This window comes from Rhodococcus sp. NyZ502, from assembly GCF_041464245.1.
In the GTDB taxonomy this organism is placed as follows: Bacteria; Actinomycetota; Actinomycetes; order Mycobacteriales; family Mycobacteriaceae; genus Rhodococcus_F; species Rhodococcus_F qingshengii.
In genome coordinates this window covers 317,832-337,563 of the sequence record NZ_CP167155.1, presented here as the reverse complement: position 1 = coordinate 337,563, position 19,732 = coordinate 317,832, and the positions used below count along the sequence as shown (strand labels likewise).

Below are 19,732 nucleotides of genomic sequence, written 5' to 3'. Positions count from 1 at the left end.
GCGCTCTCTCAGTCGTTGCGACGGATGAAGTCGAGGCCACCGGGCACCTGGAAGGTGGGGAGCACCTCGATGAGACCAAGATTGACGTGACCAGGGGCGTCGATCGCGAACTCGATGGTATCCGCGATGTCCTTGGTAGTGATGGATTCGTAGCCTTCGTAGAAGGTCTCCCACGCTTCCTTCATGGCTTCGGGCGTGCCGCCGAGGTTGCGACCGAAGATCTCGGTCTCGACCCGGCCGGGGCAGATCTCGGTCACTCGAATCCGCTTGCCGATGCAGTCGTTTCGCAGCTGGCGCGAAATCTGGTGCACCGCAGCCTTGGTCGCGTGGTAGGCAGTGTGGCCGTAGAAGTTGTACAGGCCGGCGATGGAGCTGATGTTGACGACATGACCTAGATCGCGCTCCACCATTCCCGGCAGCAGAATGCGGCACAGGTGCAGCACTGCACGAAGATTCACGTCCACCATCGCGTCGACCGATGCTTCTTCGGCGTCGAGAATGTTTCCGGTTGCGGACACCCCCGCGTTGTTGACGAGGATGTCGATCTCCAGTCCGCCGACAGCTTCGGCGAGCGCGGCGGTGTCGGTGATGTCCACGGGCAGAGGGATCATTCCGGTGCGATCGGCAACCTCACCGAGCTTGTCGGCATTGCGGGCGACGCCGTAGACCGTCAGTCCGCGCTTGGTGAACATCTCGGTGACGGCGGCACCCATTCCGGTGTTGGCGCCGGTGACGAGAGCTGTGCGGTAATCGGAGAAAGGCATTGTGTGCTCCTACAGGAAGAAATTGGTATGACCCGGCGGCCGCCGCGGACTGCAGGCGGCCACCGGGCCGGATCAGGAGTGACTCACGCGAGAAGTCACAGAGTGTCGCGTAGCGGAACGTGGGCGCGATCGGTGATGGTGCTGACCGCGATCAGCGTGCCGATTGCAGTGATGACCGCGTAGAAGGCGGGAACGTAGATACCGAATTCGGGGATCAACCAGGTCATCAACAACGGTGCGGTACCACCGAAGAGTGCGGACGAGATGTTGTAACCCAAACCGTAGGCGGAGTAGCGAACCCGCGTGGGGAACAGTTCGACGATCAGGATGTGGATGACGGCTGTGTGCCCGGCGAAGATCACTGCCATGAGGCAGGCACCGAGAACGGCGAGGCCGACGTTGCCGGTCACGATCATGGCATAGCAGGGGATCGCTCCGATCGCCATTGCCGCAGCTGCACCGGCGATGACCTTCTTGCGACCGATCCGGTCGGAGAGAGCACCCATGAACGGAATCGCGAAGCAGATCGCGACCAGGCTGGAGGCGGTGACGAGAAGCGCTGTCCCGGTCGAGAATCCGATCTGATCGCCTTTGAGGAACGTGGGCATGTACGAGAACAGAACGTAGTAGCCGGAACCATTCATCAGGGGAATGAACAGGGCGAGGATCATGGCGCGACGGTGCTCGGGAGTGGAGAATGCTTCCTTGAGCGGATTGCGCGACAAACCGCCGGATTCCTTGAGCCGCTCGAAGTTCGGGGTATCGGAGATCGCGCGGCGGATGTACCAGCCGATGATTCCCATCGGAATGGCCATGAGGAACGGGATGCGCCACGCCCACGATGCAAGTCCGCCGCCGTTGATCGCGTCGGCGTTGAGCCACGGCGACATGGCAAACGCGATCATCGTTCCGGTCAGCAGTGCGAGGAACGACGCGATCTGCGCGTAGCTCGTGATCAAGCCGCGCTTGCCTTCCGGGGCGTGTTCGGCGAGGAACGTCATGGCGCCGGCAGCTTCACCACCGACGGAGAATCCCTGCACGATCCGCAGAAAGATCAGCAGTGCCGGTGCCGCGATACCGATGGCCGCGTAGGTGGGCAGCAAGCCGATACCGGCGGTCGCCACGCTGATCAGCATGATGACGAACACCAACATCTTCTGTCGACCGATCCGGTCGCCGAGGATGCCGCAGACCACCGCGCCGAGGGGTCGAACGAAGAACGAGACCGCGTAGCCGGCGAACACCAGCATCAGCGCGTCGCTCGACTTCGATACGTCGAAGAACACGATGGCCAGTGCCGTCGCCATGAACGCGAAGACACCGTTGTCGTAGAGCTCGACGAAGATGCCGACGCAGCCCGCTGCGACGACTTTCCGGACCTTGCGCGGGTCGGCTACCTGGCCGTCTACCGCTTCGATGGTGTTGGTCATGCTGTCTCCAAAATAGACGCGCGGCGCGGAGCGCTCGCGGGGCGTGTGGTGCCGACGTGGCTCGGTACTCGGGCTTCCGAGGTGTGAAGAGGTATCCGGAGGGTGGTGAATACGTTCTCCACACGCCGCCTCAGCAAGGCGATGCGGTGCTGCTGTTCGCGGTGCTCTGCAACCGCCGTTGCGACGCTGCAGTTCCGGAATCGGACGCGGTGCCCGGGTCGGGCCTGTCCCAGCTGTGAGAGTGAAACGGTGGTGACGACTGCCAGCACCGGATAACCGGCGGTGACGCCTCTACCTCGATGCAGGACCAGAAGTTCGTTGCCAGCGGGTACTTCGACGGCGCCGATGGGGACGCCGCGCGAGAGGACCTCGCCGGTGCCGGTGCGCTGTGGGAGCGGCTGCTCATCGGTAGATGCCAGCCGAAGCCCGATGTGATTGCTCTGATCGCCCACCACGAATTCGGTGCCGAACAGCGCGGCTGCACTCTCCCCGAAGTCGTCGATGTCGGGGCCGTCGGTCACCTCGAGCGTCCACACGTTGCCGAAGGACGGTCGGTCGGGCAACAACCGGAACAGCGGTAGCCGGAAGACCGGGTGGTCGATCGGCGGGCAGTCGGTGTCGACGACCAGCGTCTCCCCCGCGGTCAAGTGACGGCCGAATCCGAGGACCTGGTCGGGAGCGCAGCTGCCCAGGAGGTAGTCGGCCGTCAGCTCTCCGTGGACGGCGACGTAGACGCGCAATCCGTCGTGGATTCCGGTGACGGCAAGCCGCTGACCGGCTCGCCAGACGATCGGTTCCCACTGCGGTTGCCGATGTCCGTCCACCGTCACCGTTGCGGGTGCACCCGTGACGGCGATCAGCAGATCCGTGGACGCCGACGCTGAAAAGTCGAGGGCCGTCAACTCCAGTAGCGGGGCCTCGCGCCTACTACCCACCAACGCGTTGGCGATCTCCGCGCTGATCTGGTCGGCTGCGCCGCCCGTCGCCTGACCGAACTGTGACGCCGATCCACGCCCCAAATCCTGGACGGAGCTGATTCCGGGAGTCAGGACGGTGACGGTCTCAGCCATGGGGATCACCCCCTACGGGCAGGAGCGAGCGTCCGTCGAAGTCGTCCCAGCGATCGGCGTCGATCGCACGGAAGACGAACAGATCGCCCGGGCGGTAGGCAGAAATCTGCTCCGACGCCGGATCGACCAAGATGAGCGGGGTCCGGCCGATCACTGCCCAACCGCCGGGCGCAGGCCTGGCCGAAACGACTGCCTGACGTCCGGCCACCGCAACGGAACCGGCCGCGACGTGCGGTCGCGGGCTCGATCGGCGCGGGATGGGAAGGCCGAACGCCGGGCCGTCGAGCATCGGGGCGCCGCCGGGTGAGCCGTAGCAACGCATGACCAACGGGGCTGCGGAGTGAAGGCGCACCACTTCGGCTTCGGTGACGCCGAGAAACCGCGCTGTATCACCCAGGTCCGGGCCGTGTTCGCCCCCGTAGACGACGGGGATCTCGAACGTCCTAGGTTCACCTTCCAGTGGTCGGGGGATAGTCGTTGCTTCGCGAACCAGGCCGCGGACGGCGTCGTGGTCGGTGAGGAGGTTGTCGAACTCGACCAGCAGGGCGTCGTATGTCGGGATGACGCTGACGATGCCGTCGGCACCGAGATCGAAACGTGCAGCGATCGATCGAACGGTGTTCCAGTTCTGCTCGGCGGTCCCGCCGCTGACACTGACGCGAACGGCGGCGTCACCGCAGTCGGCGACGTAGGTCTTCACGCGGGACACCCGACATCACGGGCCCGCCGTGACGCCACGACCCGGGTCAGCGGCGCAATGGTGACACCGGCGGCCTCGAGCGCGGCGCGAATCGCCTTCGCGTTCGCGACGGCACCGGGGTTGTCACCGTGCACGAGGACCGTATCGGCGACAACCGGGATCAACGTGCCGTCCACAGCTTCGACGACTTCCTCGACCACCATCCGAACGGTCCGCTCGACCAGAACGTCGACGTCGTGAATCACCGCTCCCGGCTCGCTGCGGGGCACGAGAGTTCCGTCGGAGTTGTATGCGCGATCCGCGATTCCGACGATGCCGACGCTCAATCCGCGGGCAGTCGCCTCGTCGGCCAACGCCCCGTCCTGGGCGAGCACGATCAACGACGGATCGAAGGCCGCGACCGCATCGACGACGGCGCGCGCGTAATCCTGGCGTACGGCAACAAGATTCCCGAGCTTGCCGTGGGGAGCGATGTGCGACAACGACGTTCCGCTCGCGACCGCAAAGGCGTGAAGGGCGCCGAGTTGGAACAGCACGTCGGTTCGGACCTCGTTCTCACTGAGATCCATCGCGCGACGTCCGAATCCGGCGAGGTCCGGAAAACTCGGATGCGCGCCGATGCCGATACCGCGCGATACGCACCCCCGCACGGTCGCATCCATGGTTCGTGGATCGCCTGCATGGAATCCGCAAGCGATGTTGGCCGAAGTCAGCGTGTCGAGCAGAGCATCGTCGGCGCCCATGGTCCACGTGCCGAAACCTTCGCCGAGATCGGCGACAAGATCGATGCTGGTTGCCATTTCGGTCCTTCCGGTTCGTTTACTTGTTCGTACGGGCGCCGTTGCCCGTGGTTGGTCCGACTGTCGAAGTTCTGTGTGTCGACTTCGGTGTTTCTGGGACGCTACTCAGGAACGCCAAAGGGTTGTTAATACCGTTTCGCGTTGGGGTGATCGGAATTCGATATGTCCGTTGAGCTGGTAGTTTGCACAGCATGGACACGAGAAGGCTCTACTCGTTCGTACGAATTGTCGATGCCGGCAGCATCACCCGAGCCGCCGACATCCTGCACATCGCACAACCCGCCCTGAGCCAACAGATGACGTCGCTGGAAACGCAGTTCGGTCAGCAACTTCTGATCCGCAGCAAACAGGGTGTCGAGCCGACCGATGCGGGGCACGCACTCTATCGGCATGCTCAGGTGATTCTGCGTCAGGTGGAGAGTGCCCAGGCCGAGGTGTCCGTGGTCGGACGGGCGCTGGCGGGTGGCGTCTCGGTCGGCCTCGCCCCGTACAGCACCGCGACGGCAATGGCCTTGCCGCTCTTGGCCCGTGTGCGCGAGCAGCACCCGAATATCTTGTTGCACATCAACGAGAACTTCGGTGGCGTGCTCAGCGAAGCGATGATGACCGGTCGCATGGATCTGGCGTTGTTGTACGACGCCGGCCCGATCAAGGGTGTGACGTTCGAACGCTTGCTCACCGAGGAGCTGGTGGTGGTTGCCCCGTTCGGTACCGGACTGGCAGGCGAATCGGGATCCGACATCTCCCTGCCCGAGATCGCCGAACTGCCACTATTGCTTCCGGGTCGGATGCACACCATCCGCAAGGTGGTGGAGCAGGCTTTCGACCGTGCAGAGCAGCAACCGAACGTCGTGGCCGAAGTGGAATCGGTGATGACGCTGTCCGAGGCCGTACGCACCGGATTGGGCGCGACGGTTCTGCCGTGGTCGGTGGCCCGCAGGGTCATGGACGTCGAAGCGCTCGAGCTACGACGCATCGAGCCGGGCATCGAAGTGCATGTCTCCCTTGGCACCCCGGCCAATCAGCCCCTCTCCAAACCGGCCGAGGCGGTGCGCGATGTTCTGCGCACCGTCGTTGCCGATTACGTGAAGGGAACCAACGCGAGCGGTCAGTAGCCCGCCGACGGATCGATCACGGCGGCGAGGTCCTCACCTGCGGCGAATCGGGCGACGTTGGCTGCAACGTGATCTGCCAGGACGCGGGTGAGCGTCGTAGCCGGGTTGGCGACGTGTGGAGTGATGATCGCGTTGGGCAGCTTCCACAACCGATGCCCGTCCGGCAACGGCTCGGGATCGGTGACGTCCAGTGCCGCCCCGCCGATCGAACCGGCTTCCAGTGCGTCGACCAATGCGTCCGTGTCGACGAGGGTGCCACGCGCGATGTTCACGATCCAGCTCGACTCCGACATCTGGTCCAGTTCGGCCTTGCCGACCAGATGCCGCGTCGCGGATGTCGACGGTGCTGCGATCACGAAGTGATCTGCCTTGGACCAGATTTCGCCGGTGCGGTCGGCCGAGAGCGTTTCGGAAGCACCCTCGACAGGGGTCCCGGAGCGGGTGATCGCGATGACCTTGACTTTGGACGCGGCGAGGTACGGGATCAACGCACGGCCGATTCCGCCGCAACCGATGATCGCCACTGTCGAGCCCTGCAAAGTGCCCACCCGCGGGTCGAACTCTTCCTTGCGCCACGACTGCGCCGCCAATTGTTCGGGGAGAGAACGAACTCCGGCGAGGAGAAGCATCATCGTATGTTCGGCAACATTGCCCGCGTACGCTCCGGCAGCAGACGTCCAGACCCGCTTGTCGTCGATCACCCCGGCGTCGAACCAGGGCTCGATGCCGGCGAACGGCAACTGCACCCAGCGAACCGAATCGGGTAGCGACGACGGGAACGTCTCCGGCCCGTGTACCCACACGACGCCCTCGGCGTCTGCCAGTGGAACGAGAACTCCACCGGCTCGGCGTATTCCGTCGGCGACGTGAGGATCCTCGACGGGACCGAGGTGGATGCGAGGGGCGCTGGCGTCTGTCATGTGGGTGCTTTCTGTTCGAGTAGCGGACGATCTAACAGCGGACAATCAGACGACGGCCGTCATTCCGCCGTCGACGTAGAGGATCTGACCGTTGACGAAATCCGAAGCCGGGGAGGCCAAGAACAGTAGCGACCCGATCAGCTCCTCCGTACGGCCCCAACGTCCGGCGGGTGTCCGCTTGGCGAGCCACGCGGTGAACTCCGGATCGTTGACCAGCGCAGAGGTCAGTTCGGTGTCGAAGTATCCCGGTGCGATCGCGTTGATCTGCAAACCGAAGGGTGCCCAGTCGGCGCACATCCCGCGGGTGAGCATCTTGAGCCCGCCCTTGCTGGCTGCGTACGGTGCGATTCCCGCTCGGCCGAGTTCGCTCTGCACCGAGCAGATGTTGACGATCTTCCCGTGTCCGCGCTCGACCATGCCGCGGGCGAATTCACGTCCGACGTAGAACGCACTGGTCAGGTTGGTGTCCATGACACGCCGGAAGTCGTCGTCGCCGAACTCGAGAAGTGGGGCGCGGTGCTGCACGCCGGTGTTGTTGACAACGATCTCGACCGGGCCGACCTCCGCCTCGATGCGTGTCGCCGCATCCCGGACGGCGGCCGAATCGGTGACGTCGAACGCGTATGCGTGCACCGTTGCGCCGGTCGCGTCGGCGATGCGTCGACGCTCGGCTTCGAGCACGTCGGAATTTCGGCTGTTGAGCACCACCACCGCACCCGCCTCGGCGAGACCAGTCGCGAGGGCCGAGCCGATGCCTCGGCTCGAACCCGTCACCAGCGCGACCTTCCCGGAAATGTCGAACGGGCCGGGGCTTGCGGTGCTACTCACGCTGTGACGCTCCTCTGAGATGTATGGATGTAGTCGACTGCCTCGCCCACCAGTGTGCTCGGTTCGGAGACGACATTCAGCGTGATGCCGCGCTCGTCGTCTGTAAGCGGTTCGAGAGCCTCGAACTGGGAGATGAGCAGACTCTCCGGCATGAAGTGCCCGGCGCGGAAACGCATACGTGCGGAGATAGTCTCGAAATCACCGTCCAGGTGGACGAACTGCACGTCGAGACCGTCCGGGCGCAACCGGCCCCGATAGTCCTTTCGCAGAGCCGAACAGGCAACGACGCCTGTTCGTCCCGCATCGGCACGCTCGGAAAGCCAGGCCGCGATCGCGTCGAGCCACGGCACACGGTCTTCGTCGGTCAACGGTGTCCCCGAACGCATTTTGGCGACATTGGACTCGGGGTGCAGATCGTCACCGTCGACGAAGTCTGCCCCGAGAGACGTGGCGAGACCCACTGCCACGGTGCTTTTTCCAGCACCGGCCACACCCATCACAACTACCTGCACGGTCATGCTTCGACCATGCCCGACTACCGAAGGCCAGACAATACTCGAGTGATACCGGTTCGCGAGGGTGCCATAGCGGAACGATCTAGGAGCTTCTGCCCGTTCGAGCCCTATCCGTTCGCCTTCGCGATCGAATCCTTGCCCTCGGCCGCTCCACCCTCGATGGTGTCGTGCTGGATGGGAACGAACTTCTTCTTCGGCAGCAGGAACAGCCACGTCGCGAAGACGAACGGGCCCGTTCCGGCCGGCAGGCTGATCGGAGCAAAGGCAGACACCAGCGTGCCGTGGATGACAACAGTCACCAGTACTCCGAAGACGGTGTAGACGAACACACGCCACGACGGGTTGTAGAACACCGATCCGAGAGCAATTGCCGTCAGCACCGAACTGAGCCCGTAGAGACCATTGCCGATGTCGACGGTGTTTGCGCCCAGCGCCAGTACCGAACCCATCGCTATCGCGGAACCGATGAGCGCGAACAACGCCGCCCAACGCGACGCGACCAGCAGCGCGATCACGAAGATAATGCCGGTGACGGTGTTGTTGATCAGAAAGATCTGGGAGACGTTGCGGAACAGCGTGTCCCACAGGAAGCTGAAAGTAATTTCGGCATGAACTGACGCGTCCCCGATGTGCTGGGGAAACTGGCCCGCGCTGAGGTCTGACGTTTCGATCCGCAGGAACTGGAACGCCGCGAGGAGGAAGAACCAGTTGACGAGGTTGAACGGAAAGGTCAGCGCCGGTACGCCCCACGTCTTGAAGACATTGGCAACGGCCAGGAACGCGATCGTCGACGCGGCAGCTCCCACCACGAGGTAGATCCACAGCATCACACCGCCGGCAAGGAACGTCGGAAAGGCAGCTCCCACAAGAACTCCGTTGTATCCGTACAGGCCGATACGCATCGAATCGTCGTCGGAGTGCAGCATCATGCCGGTGACGGTGGATACCACCAGACCCACCACGGCACCAATTGCGACGGTGATCGTGTCCGCGGCTATCGCTCCCCAGAAGATACCGACCAGAAACAGCAGGCCCGTCAGCGCATTGCCCTGGAACATCACCTGCCCGGAGCCTTTGAGATTGGTGTCGATGAATCTGAGCACGACGTTCTTGTCCGCGACGTCGTCCCAGGGTTTGGTGATGGTGGTCATCGCACGTCCCTCGATCCTTCTCCGACGATCCGCGTCATCCCCACAGCGGGACGGGCGGAATGGTGGTGTCCAGAACTGCCTTTCGCACCAGAGCCCAGAAATCACGAACCTTCGCCTTGACGGGTTCGCTCTCCGGACCGAGGACTTTGAAGATGAGACCGGCGTCGTTCGGTAGCCGACTCGCTCCGGAAACGACCTTGCAGTCACGGCCCGGAACTACCTCTTCGAGAATCGCGTCGGCGTGCTCCTTCGGTGTCAGCAGGATGACATTGCCGAACACGTCGTGGTCGCCCATGATTCCGCCGTATCGCACGGGGAAGCGTGCCGGTTCGATCACCAACTTCTCGGTGAAGAGATTCTTCCCGTCCGGGCGCTTCGCCTTGATCAAGGTGGAGTACAGGTCGTAGACGAACATCTCTCCGCCGTCGTGATACTTGCGACCCGGCATCACGATCTCCGAGAACAACAGCGTTGCAGTCGGATCCACCGTGATGTCGGTGCGCGCGTAGTACCTCGCGCTGCGGTGTGGGATCGTCACTCCCGGCATCAGTTCGAGATACGAATTCTCGGCCAGCACCACTTTCTGGAGTTGTGACGCGTGATTGGCATCCATCCGGTGGACTTTGGTAGCCGACTGGGTGGTCACGTGTGCAAGGGAACCTGGCTCCATTTCGATGGTCAGGAACAACCGATCACCTTGCAGCACACTGCCGGACGTCGAGATCATGTAGACGCACGGCATGGTCGGCAACGCTTCGTCCCAGTACAGCGCCTGCTGAACCAGCAGCGGTGTCTTGCGGTACATGTCCCGCAGGATCGTCTTGTCGCCGCGGTCGACAAATCGCATCTCGAGAACCCCGGTCTTACCGACCTTGCCGGCCGGCGCCTGCTTCGGCTGGTCCTGGTACTGATCGAGTTCCGGGATGGTCGGGATCGGCCCCGGGAGCGACCGCGATGCTCCCGGGACGGGCGGTGCACTCACGGTACGCTCGCTCCCACTTCCTCTTCGTCGAAGAGGACTCCGTGCACGATGAGGTCCACCACTTCCTTGATGCCTTCCCCGGTCATGCAATTGGTGAAGACGAACGGCTTGTCGCCGCGCATTCCCTTGGAGTCGCGATCCATGACTCCGAGATCAGCGTTGACGTACGGTGCGAGGTCGGTCTTGTTGATGACCAGGATGTCGGACTGCGAAATTCCCGGACCGTTCTTGCGCGGAATCTTGTCGCCTGCGGCCACATCGATGACATAGATGAAGAAGTCGACCAGAGCCGGACTGAACGTCAGTGTGAGGTTGTCGCCACCACTTTCGATGAAGACCACATCGGTGTCCGGGAACGTCTTCTCCATGTCCTCGACGGCCGCGAGATTCATACTCGGGTCTTCGCGGACGGCGGTGTGTGGGCAGGCACCCGTCTCGACGCCGACGATACGTTCTTCCACGAGAACACCTTTGAGAGCCTTGCGCACATGCTTGGCATCTTCGGTGGTGACCACGTCGTTGGTGATGATCAGAACGCTGGTGCCCCGCTTGATGAACTCCGGTGTGATCGCCTCGATGAGCGCGGTCTTACCCGAACCCACGGGTCCGCCGATTCCGATGCGCGTTGTCTTCTTCATCGTTCTCCTTCTAGTTCATGAACATTCGGACGTGCGCCTTGACGTGCACCGCAGCCAGAATGTCGATCATCGGGGCGAAATTGGACATGTCGTCGAGTCCGTAATCACGCACTGCGGCGTACTCATGGCCGGCAGTCTGATTGACCTCGAACAGAATCTCTTGCGTCGCAAGGTGATCGACTCGGACGATACGAAGGGCAGCGCCGAGCAACGTCATCGCGACACCGTACTGATTGACCGTGAAAGCGTCCTCTTCCGGAGAACCCATCTCCGCGAAAGCAATTCCGAGGCCGACGGGGTAGGTACCCGGTGTCTCCCCCGATGCGATCGCGGCCAACCACTTGTTGAACAGGGTCTCACCGGCCAAGCGCCCGCCGAGTTCGGCCAACTTCTTACCCATGCGGGTACTCATCGTGCGTGCTTCTTCGTTGAGTTTGCGTTCGATCACTGCATGATCAGCGGCGAGGATCGCCGAGAAATCACCGGCTGCCGCACCCCGGTGCGCCGCGAGTACGGCGATACCGTCGCACGTCGCGCCCTGATGGGCGGCCGAGAGCACAAACTCCCGCAGCGACGGACCACCCGTGACAATTCCCTGCGCCACGGCCGATTCCAAACCGTTGGAGAACGAGAAGGAACCGACCGGGAACATGGAATCGGAAAACTGCATCATCCGCATCGCGCGGTTGATGCTGAGCCCGGATCCCTCAGACGAGAGGGTCATGGGTATGCCCCTCGCCCTCACGCGCGGCCGCACCGAACAAACGGCGTGCCTCGTGTGGAGCGATGTAGGGAATGACCTCGGCGCCCGGGATGAAGGTGTACTCGATGCCCTCGAAAGCATGTGTCCGCATCACCGAGCCCATGACCGCCTTGTCGACGGTCAACGGAACGTAGACCTTCATTCCCTTCACCACCGCAGGCCAGTGCTGGTTACCCACGGCATGTCCCAACTCCAGGCACGTCTGAATCATCTTCTCGGGCGTGACGTCGACCAGCGCGCTCAGGTCGATCTCCAACACGTCCTTGAGGTTGATCCTGGCCACGACCACGGTGTTCGCCGGCTCGTCCCACAGCAGAATGTCGCCGTCCTGCAACTGAATACCCCGATCGAGCGAGACGGCCAATTCACGGCCACCGATCGTGGTGCGTCGTAACCGACTCTTCTGCGCTTCCCACTGATCGAGCGACAAGACGTCGACTACCGCATTGTCGAGTCGACCGGCCCACTCCTCGTCGGTCTCCTTCCCGAGCAGCGCGTCGACTCGCGTCGGCTTTCCGCTCGGCGCGGTCATCTCGCCGTGCGTGTGTGGCGTCGCATCGGCGCCGTGCGTGTGTGTGATTGTTCCCGACACTGGAGACCCCTAACTGAAGAAGTAAAGTTGGTTCAAGCGAATGGATTCGGCAGGTTCGACGTATGCGTGGACGCCGTCCGCAGTCACCGCGAAGGTCTCCGGGTCCACCTTGATTTCCGGAGTGGCCGAGTTGCGAACCAGATCACGCTTGGTGACTGTTCTGGTCCCCTCGACAGCAACAACTTGACGTTCGAGACCGAGCCGATCCTTGATACCGTCGTCGAGTGCCGCTCGCGAGACGAACGAGACCGAACTCTGCGGCAACGCCTTGCCGAATCCACCGAACATCGGCCGGTAGATCACCGGTTGTGGTGTCGGGAGCGACGCATTCGGATCTCCCATGGCGTGCCAGCTGATCAGACCGTTCTTGATGATCGTCTTCGGCTTCGCGCCGAAGAATGCGGGCTCCCAGAGAACAAGATCCGCCATCTTCCCGACACCGATCGACCCGACCACATGCGAAAGACCGAACGTCAACGCTGGATTGATCGTGACCTTCGCGACGTAGCGCAACACGCGGAAGTTGTCGTGTGTCGGTGAATCCTCTGGCAGCTTTCCGCGGGACCGCTTCATGCAGTCCGCTGTTTGGATCGCGCGAAGCCAGTTTTCTCCGACGCGGCCCATCGCCTGCGAGTCACTCGAGAACATCGAGATGACGCCCATGTCCTGCAGTACGTTCTCGGCACCGATCGTCTCCGCGCGAACGCGAGACTCGGCAAACGAAACATCCGAGGGCACTTTGGGATTGAGGTTGTGACAGACCATGATCATGTCGAAGAGCTCGGCCTGAGTGTTGATGCCGTACGGCAACGTCGGATTGGTCGACGCCGGAAGTACGTTGTCCTCGCCCGTCACCCGCAGAATGTCGGGTGCGTGACCACCACCCGCACCCTCGCTGTGATAGGTGTGAATGGTACGGCCTTCGAAGGCCGCGATGGTGTCCTCGACGTATCCGGCCTCATTGAGGGTATCCGTGTGAATGGCGACCTGAACGTCCATTTCGTCTGCCACCCGAAGAGACTCACGAATTGTGGCCGGTGTCGCGCCCCAGTCCTCGTGGACCTTCAGACCGGCCGCACCGGCCTTGATCTGTTCGACCAGCGACTGATGCCCGGACGAGTTCCCCTTGCCCAACATGCAGACGTTGACCGGCAAACCCTCGTTGGCCTTGAGCATCATCTCCATGTTCCAGATACCGGAAGTGATGGTGGTGCCGTTGGTTCCGTCGGTCGGGCCGATGCCGCCACCGATCAGCGTCGTCACTCCCCCACTGAGCGCGTGGTACGCCTGCTGTGGTGACACGAGGTGCACGTGCGGATCGATGCCGGCTGCAGTGAGGATCATCTGCTCACCGGAAATCGCGTCGGTCGCCGGACCGGTGGTCAGCCCCGGGGTGACGCCTTCCATCGTGCTGGAGTTTCCCGCCTTGCCCCAGCCGACGATCTTGCCGTCTTTGATTCCCACGTCTGCCTTGACGACGCCGATGGTTGCATCGACGATGACCACGTTGGTGATCACGAGGTCGAGGGCACCGTCGATGCTGCACGACTCCGGATCCTGGCCCATGCCGTCGCGCAGCGTCTTGCCGCCGCCGTAGATCGACTCGTCGCCGATCGTTCGAAGATCTTCCTCGACCTCGATGTACAGGTCGGTATTACCCAGCCTGATCTGGTCACCCGTGGTGACCCCGAACAGACCCGAATACTCTTGTCTCGAAATGCTTGTCATGGGTGTTGCTCTCCTTCGTCCGCCGTGAACGAGAATCAGTCGGTTTGAGGTTCGGACTGGAAGCCGAGTTCTTCGGCACGCTGGACGGCTCCGGGAAGCCTCGGCCGGTAGGCGGCGTGGGTCGGCGCCCAACCGTCGACAAGTCCGTTGAAGCCTTGCACTCGTTGCTTGCCGCCGAACGGCACCAACGTCACTTCCTTCTCGTCGCCCGGCTCGAACCTGACCGCCGTGCCCGCGGGAATGTCGAGGCGCCAGCCGAAGGACTGTTCACGATCGAAGGACAACGCGCGATTGACTTCCATGAAGTGGTAGTGCGAACCCACCTGGATGGGACGGTCACCGGTGTTTCGGACTCGCAACTTCAAACGTGGACGGCCCTCGTTGAGTTCGATCGGCTCGTCCCGCAACACGTATCCGCCGACCGGCACTTTCTTCTCGCCGCCGGAATCCTTCTTCGTCGATTTGCTTGCCATCTTGGAGTGCTCCTGACATCTCGGTCGGGCTACTGGATCGGAGAGTGCACGGTGACGAGCCGGCTACCGTCGAGGAACACCGCCTCGACCTGCACACGTGGAATCATCTCCGCCACACCGTCCATCACGTCGTCGACCGTCAAGGCGTGCGATGCGTCGGCCATGACCTCCTCGAGAGTCTTGCCCTCCCGAGCTCCCTCCAGGGCGGCTGCAGTGATAACTGCGACGGACTCCGGGTGATTGAGTTTGAGCCCCTTTGCCTTTCGCCTCAGTGCGACATCCGCCAACATGAGGATTGTCAGCTTGTCGAGTTCTCGCGGTGTCAGATGCATTCTGAACGCTCCTTGTCGATCATGCGGTAACTCCCTGTCGTCGAATACATGTCAGCTCCCCTGTTCCGTCGCTTCGGTGAGAGGTTCGGCCGCTTGCTGGACGAAACCGCTCCTCCTGCCGCCCGAGTACTCGTTGATCGCGTCCAGAACCGCCTGTGCATGTTCCGAGGCGACCAGCACCTCGACACGCAACCGCTCGGTGAACACGACGTCGTTGCGTTGTCCGCGGAACTTGAGCGAGGCCGAGTCACTCGCGGAGACATGCGCTTCCGATACGACTATCGACTCCGCTCCGGCGGCCAGCAGCGCCTCCCGTAGCTTCTCGGACTCGATGGTCTGCAATACCGCGGTGATGAGTTCGTGCTTCGGGGCGCCGAGGTTCGGAACAAGTTTTGCCCCCTCGACCAGGACCCCCGAGTCGAACCCGCTGGTCTGCGGCGCACCACCTGCGTCGACGAATGCGGCGTTGTAGCGGTATGCGTCCATGCCTTGCTGACGACGGTCGATGTCCACCTGGTCTTTCAGGGCCAGCTTGAGACCGATGGTCTTCTCGATGCCCGTGGCGATCAGCCAGGTCACCACGAACGAGAAAGCGATGACGACGATCAACGCCAGCGCCTGCTCGCCGAGTAGTCCTGCCCCGCCGCCGAAGAAGAGTCCGTCGCGGCCGATCGAATTGATGGCTTTTTCGCCGAACAAACCGAGAAGGAGTGAACCGAGGATGCCGCCGATGAAGTGGACCGCGATGACGTCGAGCGCGTCGTCGAACTTGAAGATCGACTTGAGCGCGAGCGCGAAGTGGCAGACCAGTCCGGCAAGCGCGCCGATCGCCAACGCGGAGAAGGTGCTGACGAAGCCGGCGCAAGGGGTGACGGTCGCGAGACCGGCTACCGCGCCGGTGATTCCGCCGATCGCCGTGGCCTTGCCCTCGGTGTACCTTTCGATGACGAGCCAGACGACCATACCGCCCGCTGCGGCGATGTGAGTGTTCATCAAGGCCTGTGCCGCAACACCATCGGCAGCCAATCCGTCGCCCGCATTGAATCCGAACCAGCCGAACCACAGGATGCCTGCGCCGATCAACGCCAGAGGCACCGAGTGCGGGACTGCCTCGGCGTTGGGCCATCCCGCACGTTTACCGACCACCAGCAAGATTGCCAGGGCGGCGGCGCCGGCGGATGCGTGGACGACAATTCCGCCGGCCCAGTCCTGAGCTCCGCGGAGCGCCAACCAGCCTTCGGGATTGAAGAGCCAGTGCGCAATCGGGGGGTAGACGATGATCGACCACAGCACGAGCAGAACGGCCCAGCCCAAGGGCTTGAGCCGGTTTGCGGTCGCACCGGTGATCAGCGCAGGCGTGATGATCGCGAACATCATCTGATAGACCACGAACGCCAGAGTCGGTACCGCGACTGCACCTTCGATCAGGTGGAAGCCCGGGGCGGCGGCAGTGTGTATGTCCTGCAAGCCGAACAATTTGAGGTCACCGAGGAAGCCGGAACCCCAGTCTCCACTGAACGCGAAGCTGTATCCGAACACGACCCAGGTAATCGAGACGAGTCCGAGTGGGACGAGGTTCTGCTGCAACATGACGAGCGCACTGCTACCACGCACCAGACCGGCGTAGAAGAAGGCGAGTCCGGGAACCATGAAGAGAACCAGACCCGCGGAGATCAGCACCCACGCCGTGTCCCCACTGTCTATCACTGCTTCGGCTAACACCATTTCCATCGACATCGACGACCTCCGAGCATTATTCGGACCTGAACAAAGTCATTGGTTAGAGCAGCAATTCGCGATGTTCCGGTTCGCTGCGACAGTTACGCTACGCCCCATAGTTGCACCTTCTCAGCAAAATCGGGGGAACATCCGGTTTTCACGTTTAGTAGAGCATTGTTCTGGGAAAAGATGGGACTTTGCCTAAACATTGCGGACGCTCCACAACCTACAATTGCGGGACTAATTCTCGCCGAAAGTGGTTTAAATCTTGCAAAATGGGGAACGTAGCCGCAGGTGAGCGCCACTTTCGGAGCAGAAATGCCGTTTCCAGCTCGGGACTTAGCTCCCTAACCAAGACAGCTGCGAGCGCCTTATTTGATTACCAACGTCGGTGACCCGCCTATCCAATCGGGTAGGTAATTTCACCGAACATCTTCTCACCTGTTCAGATGATTAACCTTCACCGCACTGAGGGCAATCCTGTCGTTAATATGTTCTTCATCCGTACTGGATATTTCGACCGGAAAGTCGAAGATCACCTTTCGATAACCTTTAAAGGTGAAAAAATTTTCGCTGTAACTATTTTGTTATGCAGAACCTAGAGGGGAGGATTGATCCCACCAGGCGAGCACTCGGATGCCGGACAAAGTCAGCCACTTCGACGGCTCCCCCGCCTTTGTGTCGACCTCGAACCACACCCGCCCCGGTTGGCGACCGGCCTGGAGCCACGTCCCATCCGAGGCTCGAGCGGCCCGGATCATCTCGATCGCGTCCGCCATTCGCGGATCAGGCTCATTTCCATACGACAACGACGCTTCACGGAAGTAGTCGGCCGCATTGAGCACGTTGTAACGCCACCGGAATGGATACGCGAACCGTCCGACCCAGGGCCCCAGCGGTTCGCCGGTCGAGAGTCGCCGGAACAGACCGCGCCGCAGTAAGAATTCCTCACCGGATCGCCGAGCCGCGCGCGTCTCATCTGTTCCCCCGGTCGCGATCTCGTACGCGAGAAGCCCTTTGAGTGAATTGAGCGTCGAATGGAACGACGATCGGGTCGAACCTTCGATCCACTCACAGTTCCACCCACCATCCGGAAGTTGATGCCGCACAAACCAATCAGCCAGTTCATCAACGGGCATGCCGAGCCAAACACCGTTTGCCACCGTCCAGGCGTTGATGCAGCAATCGACCTCACCGTCCCAGTACGGCCGGCCCTCGTACTCCCAGCGACAGTTCTCCGCGAGCAGTTCTGCAGTACGACGCTCCCGCAGAACACTGGCGTCGAGGCCCCACTCACGCAAGGAGTTGAGCGTCCAAGTAGTTGCCGTCCAGGGTTGCGAACTTTGTTCTGCTGCTTCGGGTCCCGCAAAGTCGAATTCAGCCGGGAAGAACGCCCCACCCGCCCATTGGCCGTCTCGATCCTACAATGAAAGCAGGCGTGCACCAAATCCTTTGGTAGCGATCGACGCGCGCGTCGCCGCCCACACAGTGGGCGCTTCGTTCAGCAGGTCGCGCTCCACCTGCCACCGAATCGCCGGATCCGAATCGAGGAGCCACGCGAGCAAGTCGGCTCGGGGTGCCATCTGGCAATACTATCGAAAGGCGAAGCAGGCCATCCGGTTAACACATTTCTCGACGTCTGATGCAATGGTGAACTCCGGACCCGTTGCGTGGCCTACACCGGATAACCCAACGCCGCCCGCACCGCCACGATGTCGGCGGCAGCGACCTGCATAGGCTTGTCCCCCAACCGAATCAACGTGCCAATGGGCAGTTCCTCCACCACCGCAGATTGGGGGAGTTTGCTGCGATCGAACGTAACTCCTGAATGGAAGTATGTTTCCCATCCCACCTCCACCTCACCTTTCGACCGATTCTGAAGGTGCCGGTAGTCGCCGATGCTCCACCGAGCCCGAACTGCCCACGATCGCGTCGCCGGGTACGTTGCGCTGAGGCGAGGATTCGGTCCGGTGGTAGAGCACGGTGACACGAGAGGCCCAGATATCGGCCTGCCCCCGTACGACCCTTAACGCCAGCGCAATCAGCGATTCGTCGGCAATGGTGCAGGAAAACGAGTCGATGCGTGAGGTACCCCCGAAACCGATCATGACCTCGAGATCCCTTTTGGTCAGACAAATTGATCATCTGCTCTTTGGAGACTGGATCCGAGGCACGTGCCACGTGGGGCAAGACCGCACACAAATTGCTTAGACTGTCTCCAGTCTGGCTATCCAAGGCGCAGGCTCTAGGCACCGAGTCCGACGTTGGTCCAGATATCAAGGTAAGTGGAGTAATCGACCAGTTCAGGGGGTTCCGTCAATGACCACACAACACCCCATGTCGATTCCTCACCAAAGTACAAGCAAAGATAACCGCCGCCGCCCGATCTGAATGTCGCGATGCAACGAGCCGGATCTGGGTACTCTTCAGGGGACAGCCCGTCCAGAATAGACCATTCAAAGCTGTCAATTCGAAACATATCTTCAAGAGGCAGTGGCCCGACAGTCTTACCGGCAATATAGTACCAACCGTTGTGCAAATTTGAATAGAAATTCTTTAGACTGGAGGGGAATTTATTCCAATACCCTGAAAGTTCATCACCATCCACTACCGGTGGCGTACCCAAATAGTAGAGATCGGTCCCGTCTGCCATTTTAATTTTATATAGAAGAAAGAACCTATTTTCAGACCTGAGCAACCGCACATCAGATAGATTATCTTTAATGTTTCTGTAAGTGTCGCCCAATATCGGTCGCCCAAATACGTCCCATTGGTCCAATATCCCAGAAATTCGAGCTGCAACGTCACCATTTAGTGCATCCAACCAATAATTCGGAAGCGCCATACGTTCAAGTGGTGTCAAGTCGTCAATCTCCGCAAGCACGGGCGAGTCGACACACCGCGAAATCTTGACCAGATCCACTACTGAACTCCATTCAATATATTAGATATCATTAACTATCCAGACGAGGCGGATGCTCGAAAAATGGGATGAGCTGCAGGGACTAGGGGAAGAGGACTACCGCTCGCGATGGCGCTGACAGCTACTGAATTGGGCTGCGCGAAGAGCAGCTTCGAGCCATCGATCATCCTGGTTACTGTACAGCTTACGCAAACCGGGCAGGTGTACGCCGCCATGTGGAAAGTACTGTTTCCCACGGCATCTCACTACAAGCTGTTCGGGTACGCGCGAGGGTGGTATCAAGGACAAA

At 61.5% G+C, this 19,732-nt stretch carries 22 protein-coding genes and 1 pseudogene; 1 reads left to right on the top strand and 22 read right to left on the bottom strand.

The window, feature by feature from the left end; all coding sequences use genetic code 11:
- Positions 1-8 precede the first annotated feature (8 nt).
- From ACBG85_RS01590 to ACBG85_RS01570, 5 genes are all read right to left on the bottom strand, one after another.
- Positions 9-764, bottom strand: a complete 756-nt coding sequence (locus ACBG85_RS01590) for an SDR family oxidoreductase (RefSeq protein ID WP_007731698.1) — start codon at positions 762-764, stop codon at positions 9-11.
- Between the two features lie 95 nt (positions 765-859).
- The gene (locus tag ACBG85_RS01585; protein WP_047271513.1) at positions 860-2,194 is read right to left on the bottom strand and encodes an MFS transporter; all 1,335 of its coding nucleotides are present in this window, start codon (positions 2,192-2,194) and stop codon (positions 860-862) included.
- Positions 2,191-3,264, bottom strand: coding sequence for a biotin-dependent carboxyltransferase family protein (locus ACBG85_RS01580; RefSeq protein WP_042447693.1), 1,074 nt, complete (start codon positions 3,262-3,264; stop codon positions 2,191-2,193). Before ACBG85_RS01580 ends, ACBG85_RS01585 begins: the two co-directional genes overlap by 4 nt.
- Positions 3,257-3,964 (bottom strand): allophanate hydrolase subunit 1, encoded by a 708-nt coding sequence (locus tag ACBG85_RS01575; RefSeq protein WP_172403470.1) that lies wholly within the window; start codon positions 3,962-3,964, stop codon positions 3,257-3,259. Before ACBG85_RS01575 ends, ACBG85_RS01580 begins: the two co-directional genes overlap by 8 nt.
- Positions 3,961-4,764, bottom strand: coding sequence for a LamB/YcsF family protein (locus ACBG85_RS01570; protein ID WP_042921153.1), 804 nt, complete (start codon positions 4,762-4,764; stop codon positions 3,961-3,963). Before ACBG85_RS01570 ends, ACBG85_RS01575 begins: the two co-directional genes overlap by 4 nt.
- Before the next feature lie 191 nt (positions 4,765-4,955).
- On the opposite strand from ACBG85_RS01570, the gene nac reads away from it, so the two are divergent.
- Positions 4,956-5,879 (top strand): nitrogen assimilation transcriptional regulator NAC, encoded by a 924-nt coding sequence (gene nac / locus ACBG85_RS01565; RefSeq protein WP_372025926.1) that lies wholly within the window; start codon positions 4,956-4,958, stop codon positions 5,877-5,879.
- Here the strand turns inward: nac and ACBG85_RS01560 are convergent.
- From ACBG85_RS01560 to ACBG85_RS01480, 17 genes and pseudogenes are all read right to left on the bottom strand, one after another.
- Positions 5,873-6,799 (bottom strand): D-isomer specific 2-hydroxyacid dehydrogenase family protein, encoded by a 927-nt coding sequence (locus ACBG85_RS01560; protein WP_007731707.1) that lies wholly within the window; start codon positions 6,797-6,799, stop codon positions 5,873-5,875. The two genes, nac and ACBG85_RS01560, sit on opposite strands and share 7 nt — an antisense overlap.
- 45 nt (positions 6,800-6,844) lie before the next feature.
- A complete protein-coding gene (locus ACBG85_RS01555) occupies positions 6,845-7,627 on the bottom strand; it encodes an SDR family oxidoreductase (protein ID WP_007731708.1) in 783 nt (260 codons plus the stop codon).
- Entirely contained in the window at positions 7,624-8,145 is a 522-nt protein-coding gene (locus tag ACBG85_RS01550; protein WP_070385639.1) for a gluconokinase, read from the bottom strand. Before ACBG85_RS01550 ends, ACBG85_RS01555 begins: the two co-directional genes overlap by 4 nt.
- 104 nt (positions 8,146-8,249) lie before the next feature.
- On the bottom strand, positions 8,250-9,293 hold the full coding sequence (gene yut / locus ACBG85_RS01545; protein ID WP_030535783.1) for an urea transporter: 1,044 nt from the start codon (positions 9,291-9,293) through the stop codon (positions 8,250-8,252).
- 34 nt (positions 9,294-9,327) lie between these two features.
- Positions 9,328-10,275: an urease accessory protein UreD gene (locus tag ACBG85_RS01540; protein WP_218695370.1), complete on the bottom strand. Its 948-nt coding sequence runs from the start codon at positions 10,273-10,275 to the stop codon at positions 9,328-9,330.
- Positions 10,272-10,913, bottom strand: coding sequence for an urease accessory protein UreG (ureG, locus tag ACBG85_RS01535; RefSeq protein WP_003943822.1), 642 nt, complete (start codon positions 10,911-10,913; stop codon positions 10,272-10,274). The genes ACBG85_RS01540 and ureG overlap by 4 nt, the downstream gene beginning before the upstream one ends.
- Positions 10,914-10,923: 10 nt before the next feature.
- Positions 10,924-11,637, bottom strand: coding sequence for an urease accessory protein UreF (locus ACBG85_RS01530; RefSeq protein WP_042921156.1), 714 nt, complete (start codon positions 11,635-11,637; stop codon positions 10,924-10,926).
- Positions 11,621-12,268: an urease accessory protein UreE gene (gene ureE / locus ACBG85_RS01525; RefSeq protein ID WP_007731715.1), complete on the bottom strand. Its 648-nt coding sequence runs from the start codon at positions 12,266-12,268 to the stop codon at positions 11,621-11,623. The genes ACBG85_RS01530 and ureE overlap by 17 nt, the downstream gene beginning before the upstream one ends.
- A gap of 9 nt (positions 12,269-12,277) precedes the next feature.
- Positions 12,278-13,996, bottom strand: a complete 1,719-nt coding sequence (locus tag ACBG85_RS01520; protein WP_003943847.1) for an urease subunit alpha — start codon at positions 13,994-13,996, stop codon at positions 12,278-12,280.
- A 35-nt stretch (positions 13,997-14,031) separates the two neighbouring features.
- Positions 14,032-14,469, bottom strand: a complete 438-nt coding sequence (locus ACBG85_RS01515) for an urease subunit beta (RefSeq protein ID WP_372025919.1) — start codon at positions 14,467-14,469, stop codon at positions 14,032-14,034.
- A gap of 29 nt (positions 14,470-14,498) precedes the next feature.
- Positions 14,499-14,801, bottom strand: coding sequence for an urease subunit gamma (locus ACBG85_RS01510; protein ID WP_007731718.1), 303 nt, complete (start codon positions 14,799-14,801; stop codon positions 14,499-14,501).
- Between the two features lie 51 nt (positions 14,802-14,852).
- Positions 14,853-16,532: an ammonium transporter gene (gene amt, locus ACBG85_RS01505; RefSeq protein WP_372025916.1), complete on the bottom strand. Its 1,680-nt coding sequence runs from the start codon at positions 16,530-16,532 to the stop codon at positions 14,853-14,855.
- Positions 16,533-17,107: 575 nt separating this feature from the next.
- Positions 17,108-17,821 (bottom strand): squalene cyclase, encoded by a 714-nt coding sequence (locus ACBG85_RS01500; protein ID WP_372025913.1) that lies wholly within the window; start codon positions 17,819-17,821, stop codon positions 17,108-17,110.
- A 120-nt stretch (positions 17,822-17,941) separates the two neighbouring features.
- Positions 17,942-18,103 (bottom strand): hypothetical protein, encoded by a 162-nt coding sequence (locus ACBG85_RS01495; RefSeq protein ID WP_372025911.1) that lies wholly within the window; start codon positions 18,101-18,103, stop codon positions 17,942-17,944.
- 92 nt (positions 18,104-18,195) lie between these two features.
- Positions 18,196-18,435: pseudogene (locus ACBG85_RS01490) on the bottom strand (hypothetical protein); the annotation flags it as partial.
- Positions 18,380-18,628 carry a hypothetical protein gene (locus ACBG85_RS01485; RefSeq protein WP_007731737.1) on the bottom strand — a complete coding sequence of 83 codons (249 nt, stop codon included), beginning with the start codon at positions 18,626-18,628 and terminating at the stop codon, positions 18,380-18,382. The gene ACBG85_RS01485 and the pseudogene ACBG85_RS01490, both read right to left, overlap by 56 nt.
- A 137-nt stretch (positions 18,629-18,765) precedes the next feature.
- Positions 18,766-19,443, bottom strand: coding sequence for an SMI1/KNR4 family protein (locus ACBG85_RS01480; RefSeq protein ID WP_372025908.1), 678 nt, complete (start codon positions 19,441-19,443; stop codon positions 18,766-18,768).
- Positions 19,444-19,732: the final 289 nt, after the last annotated feature.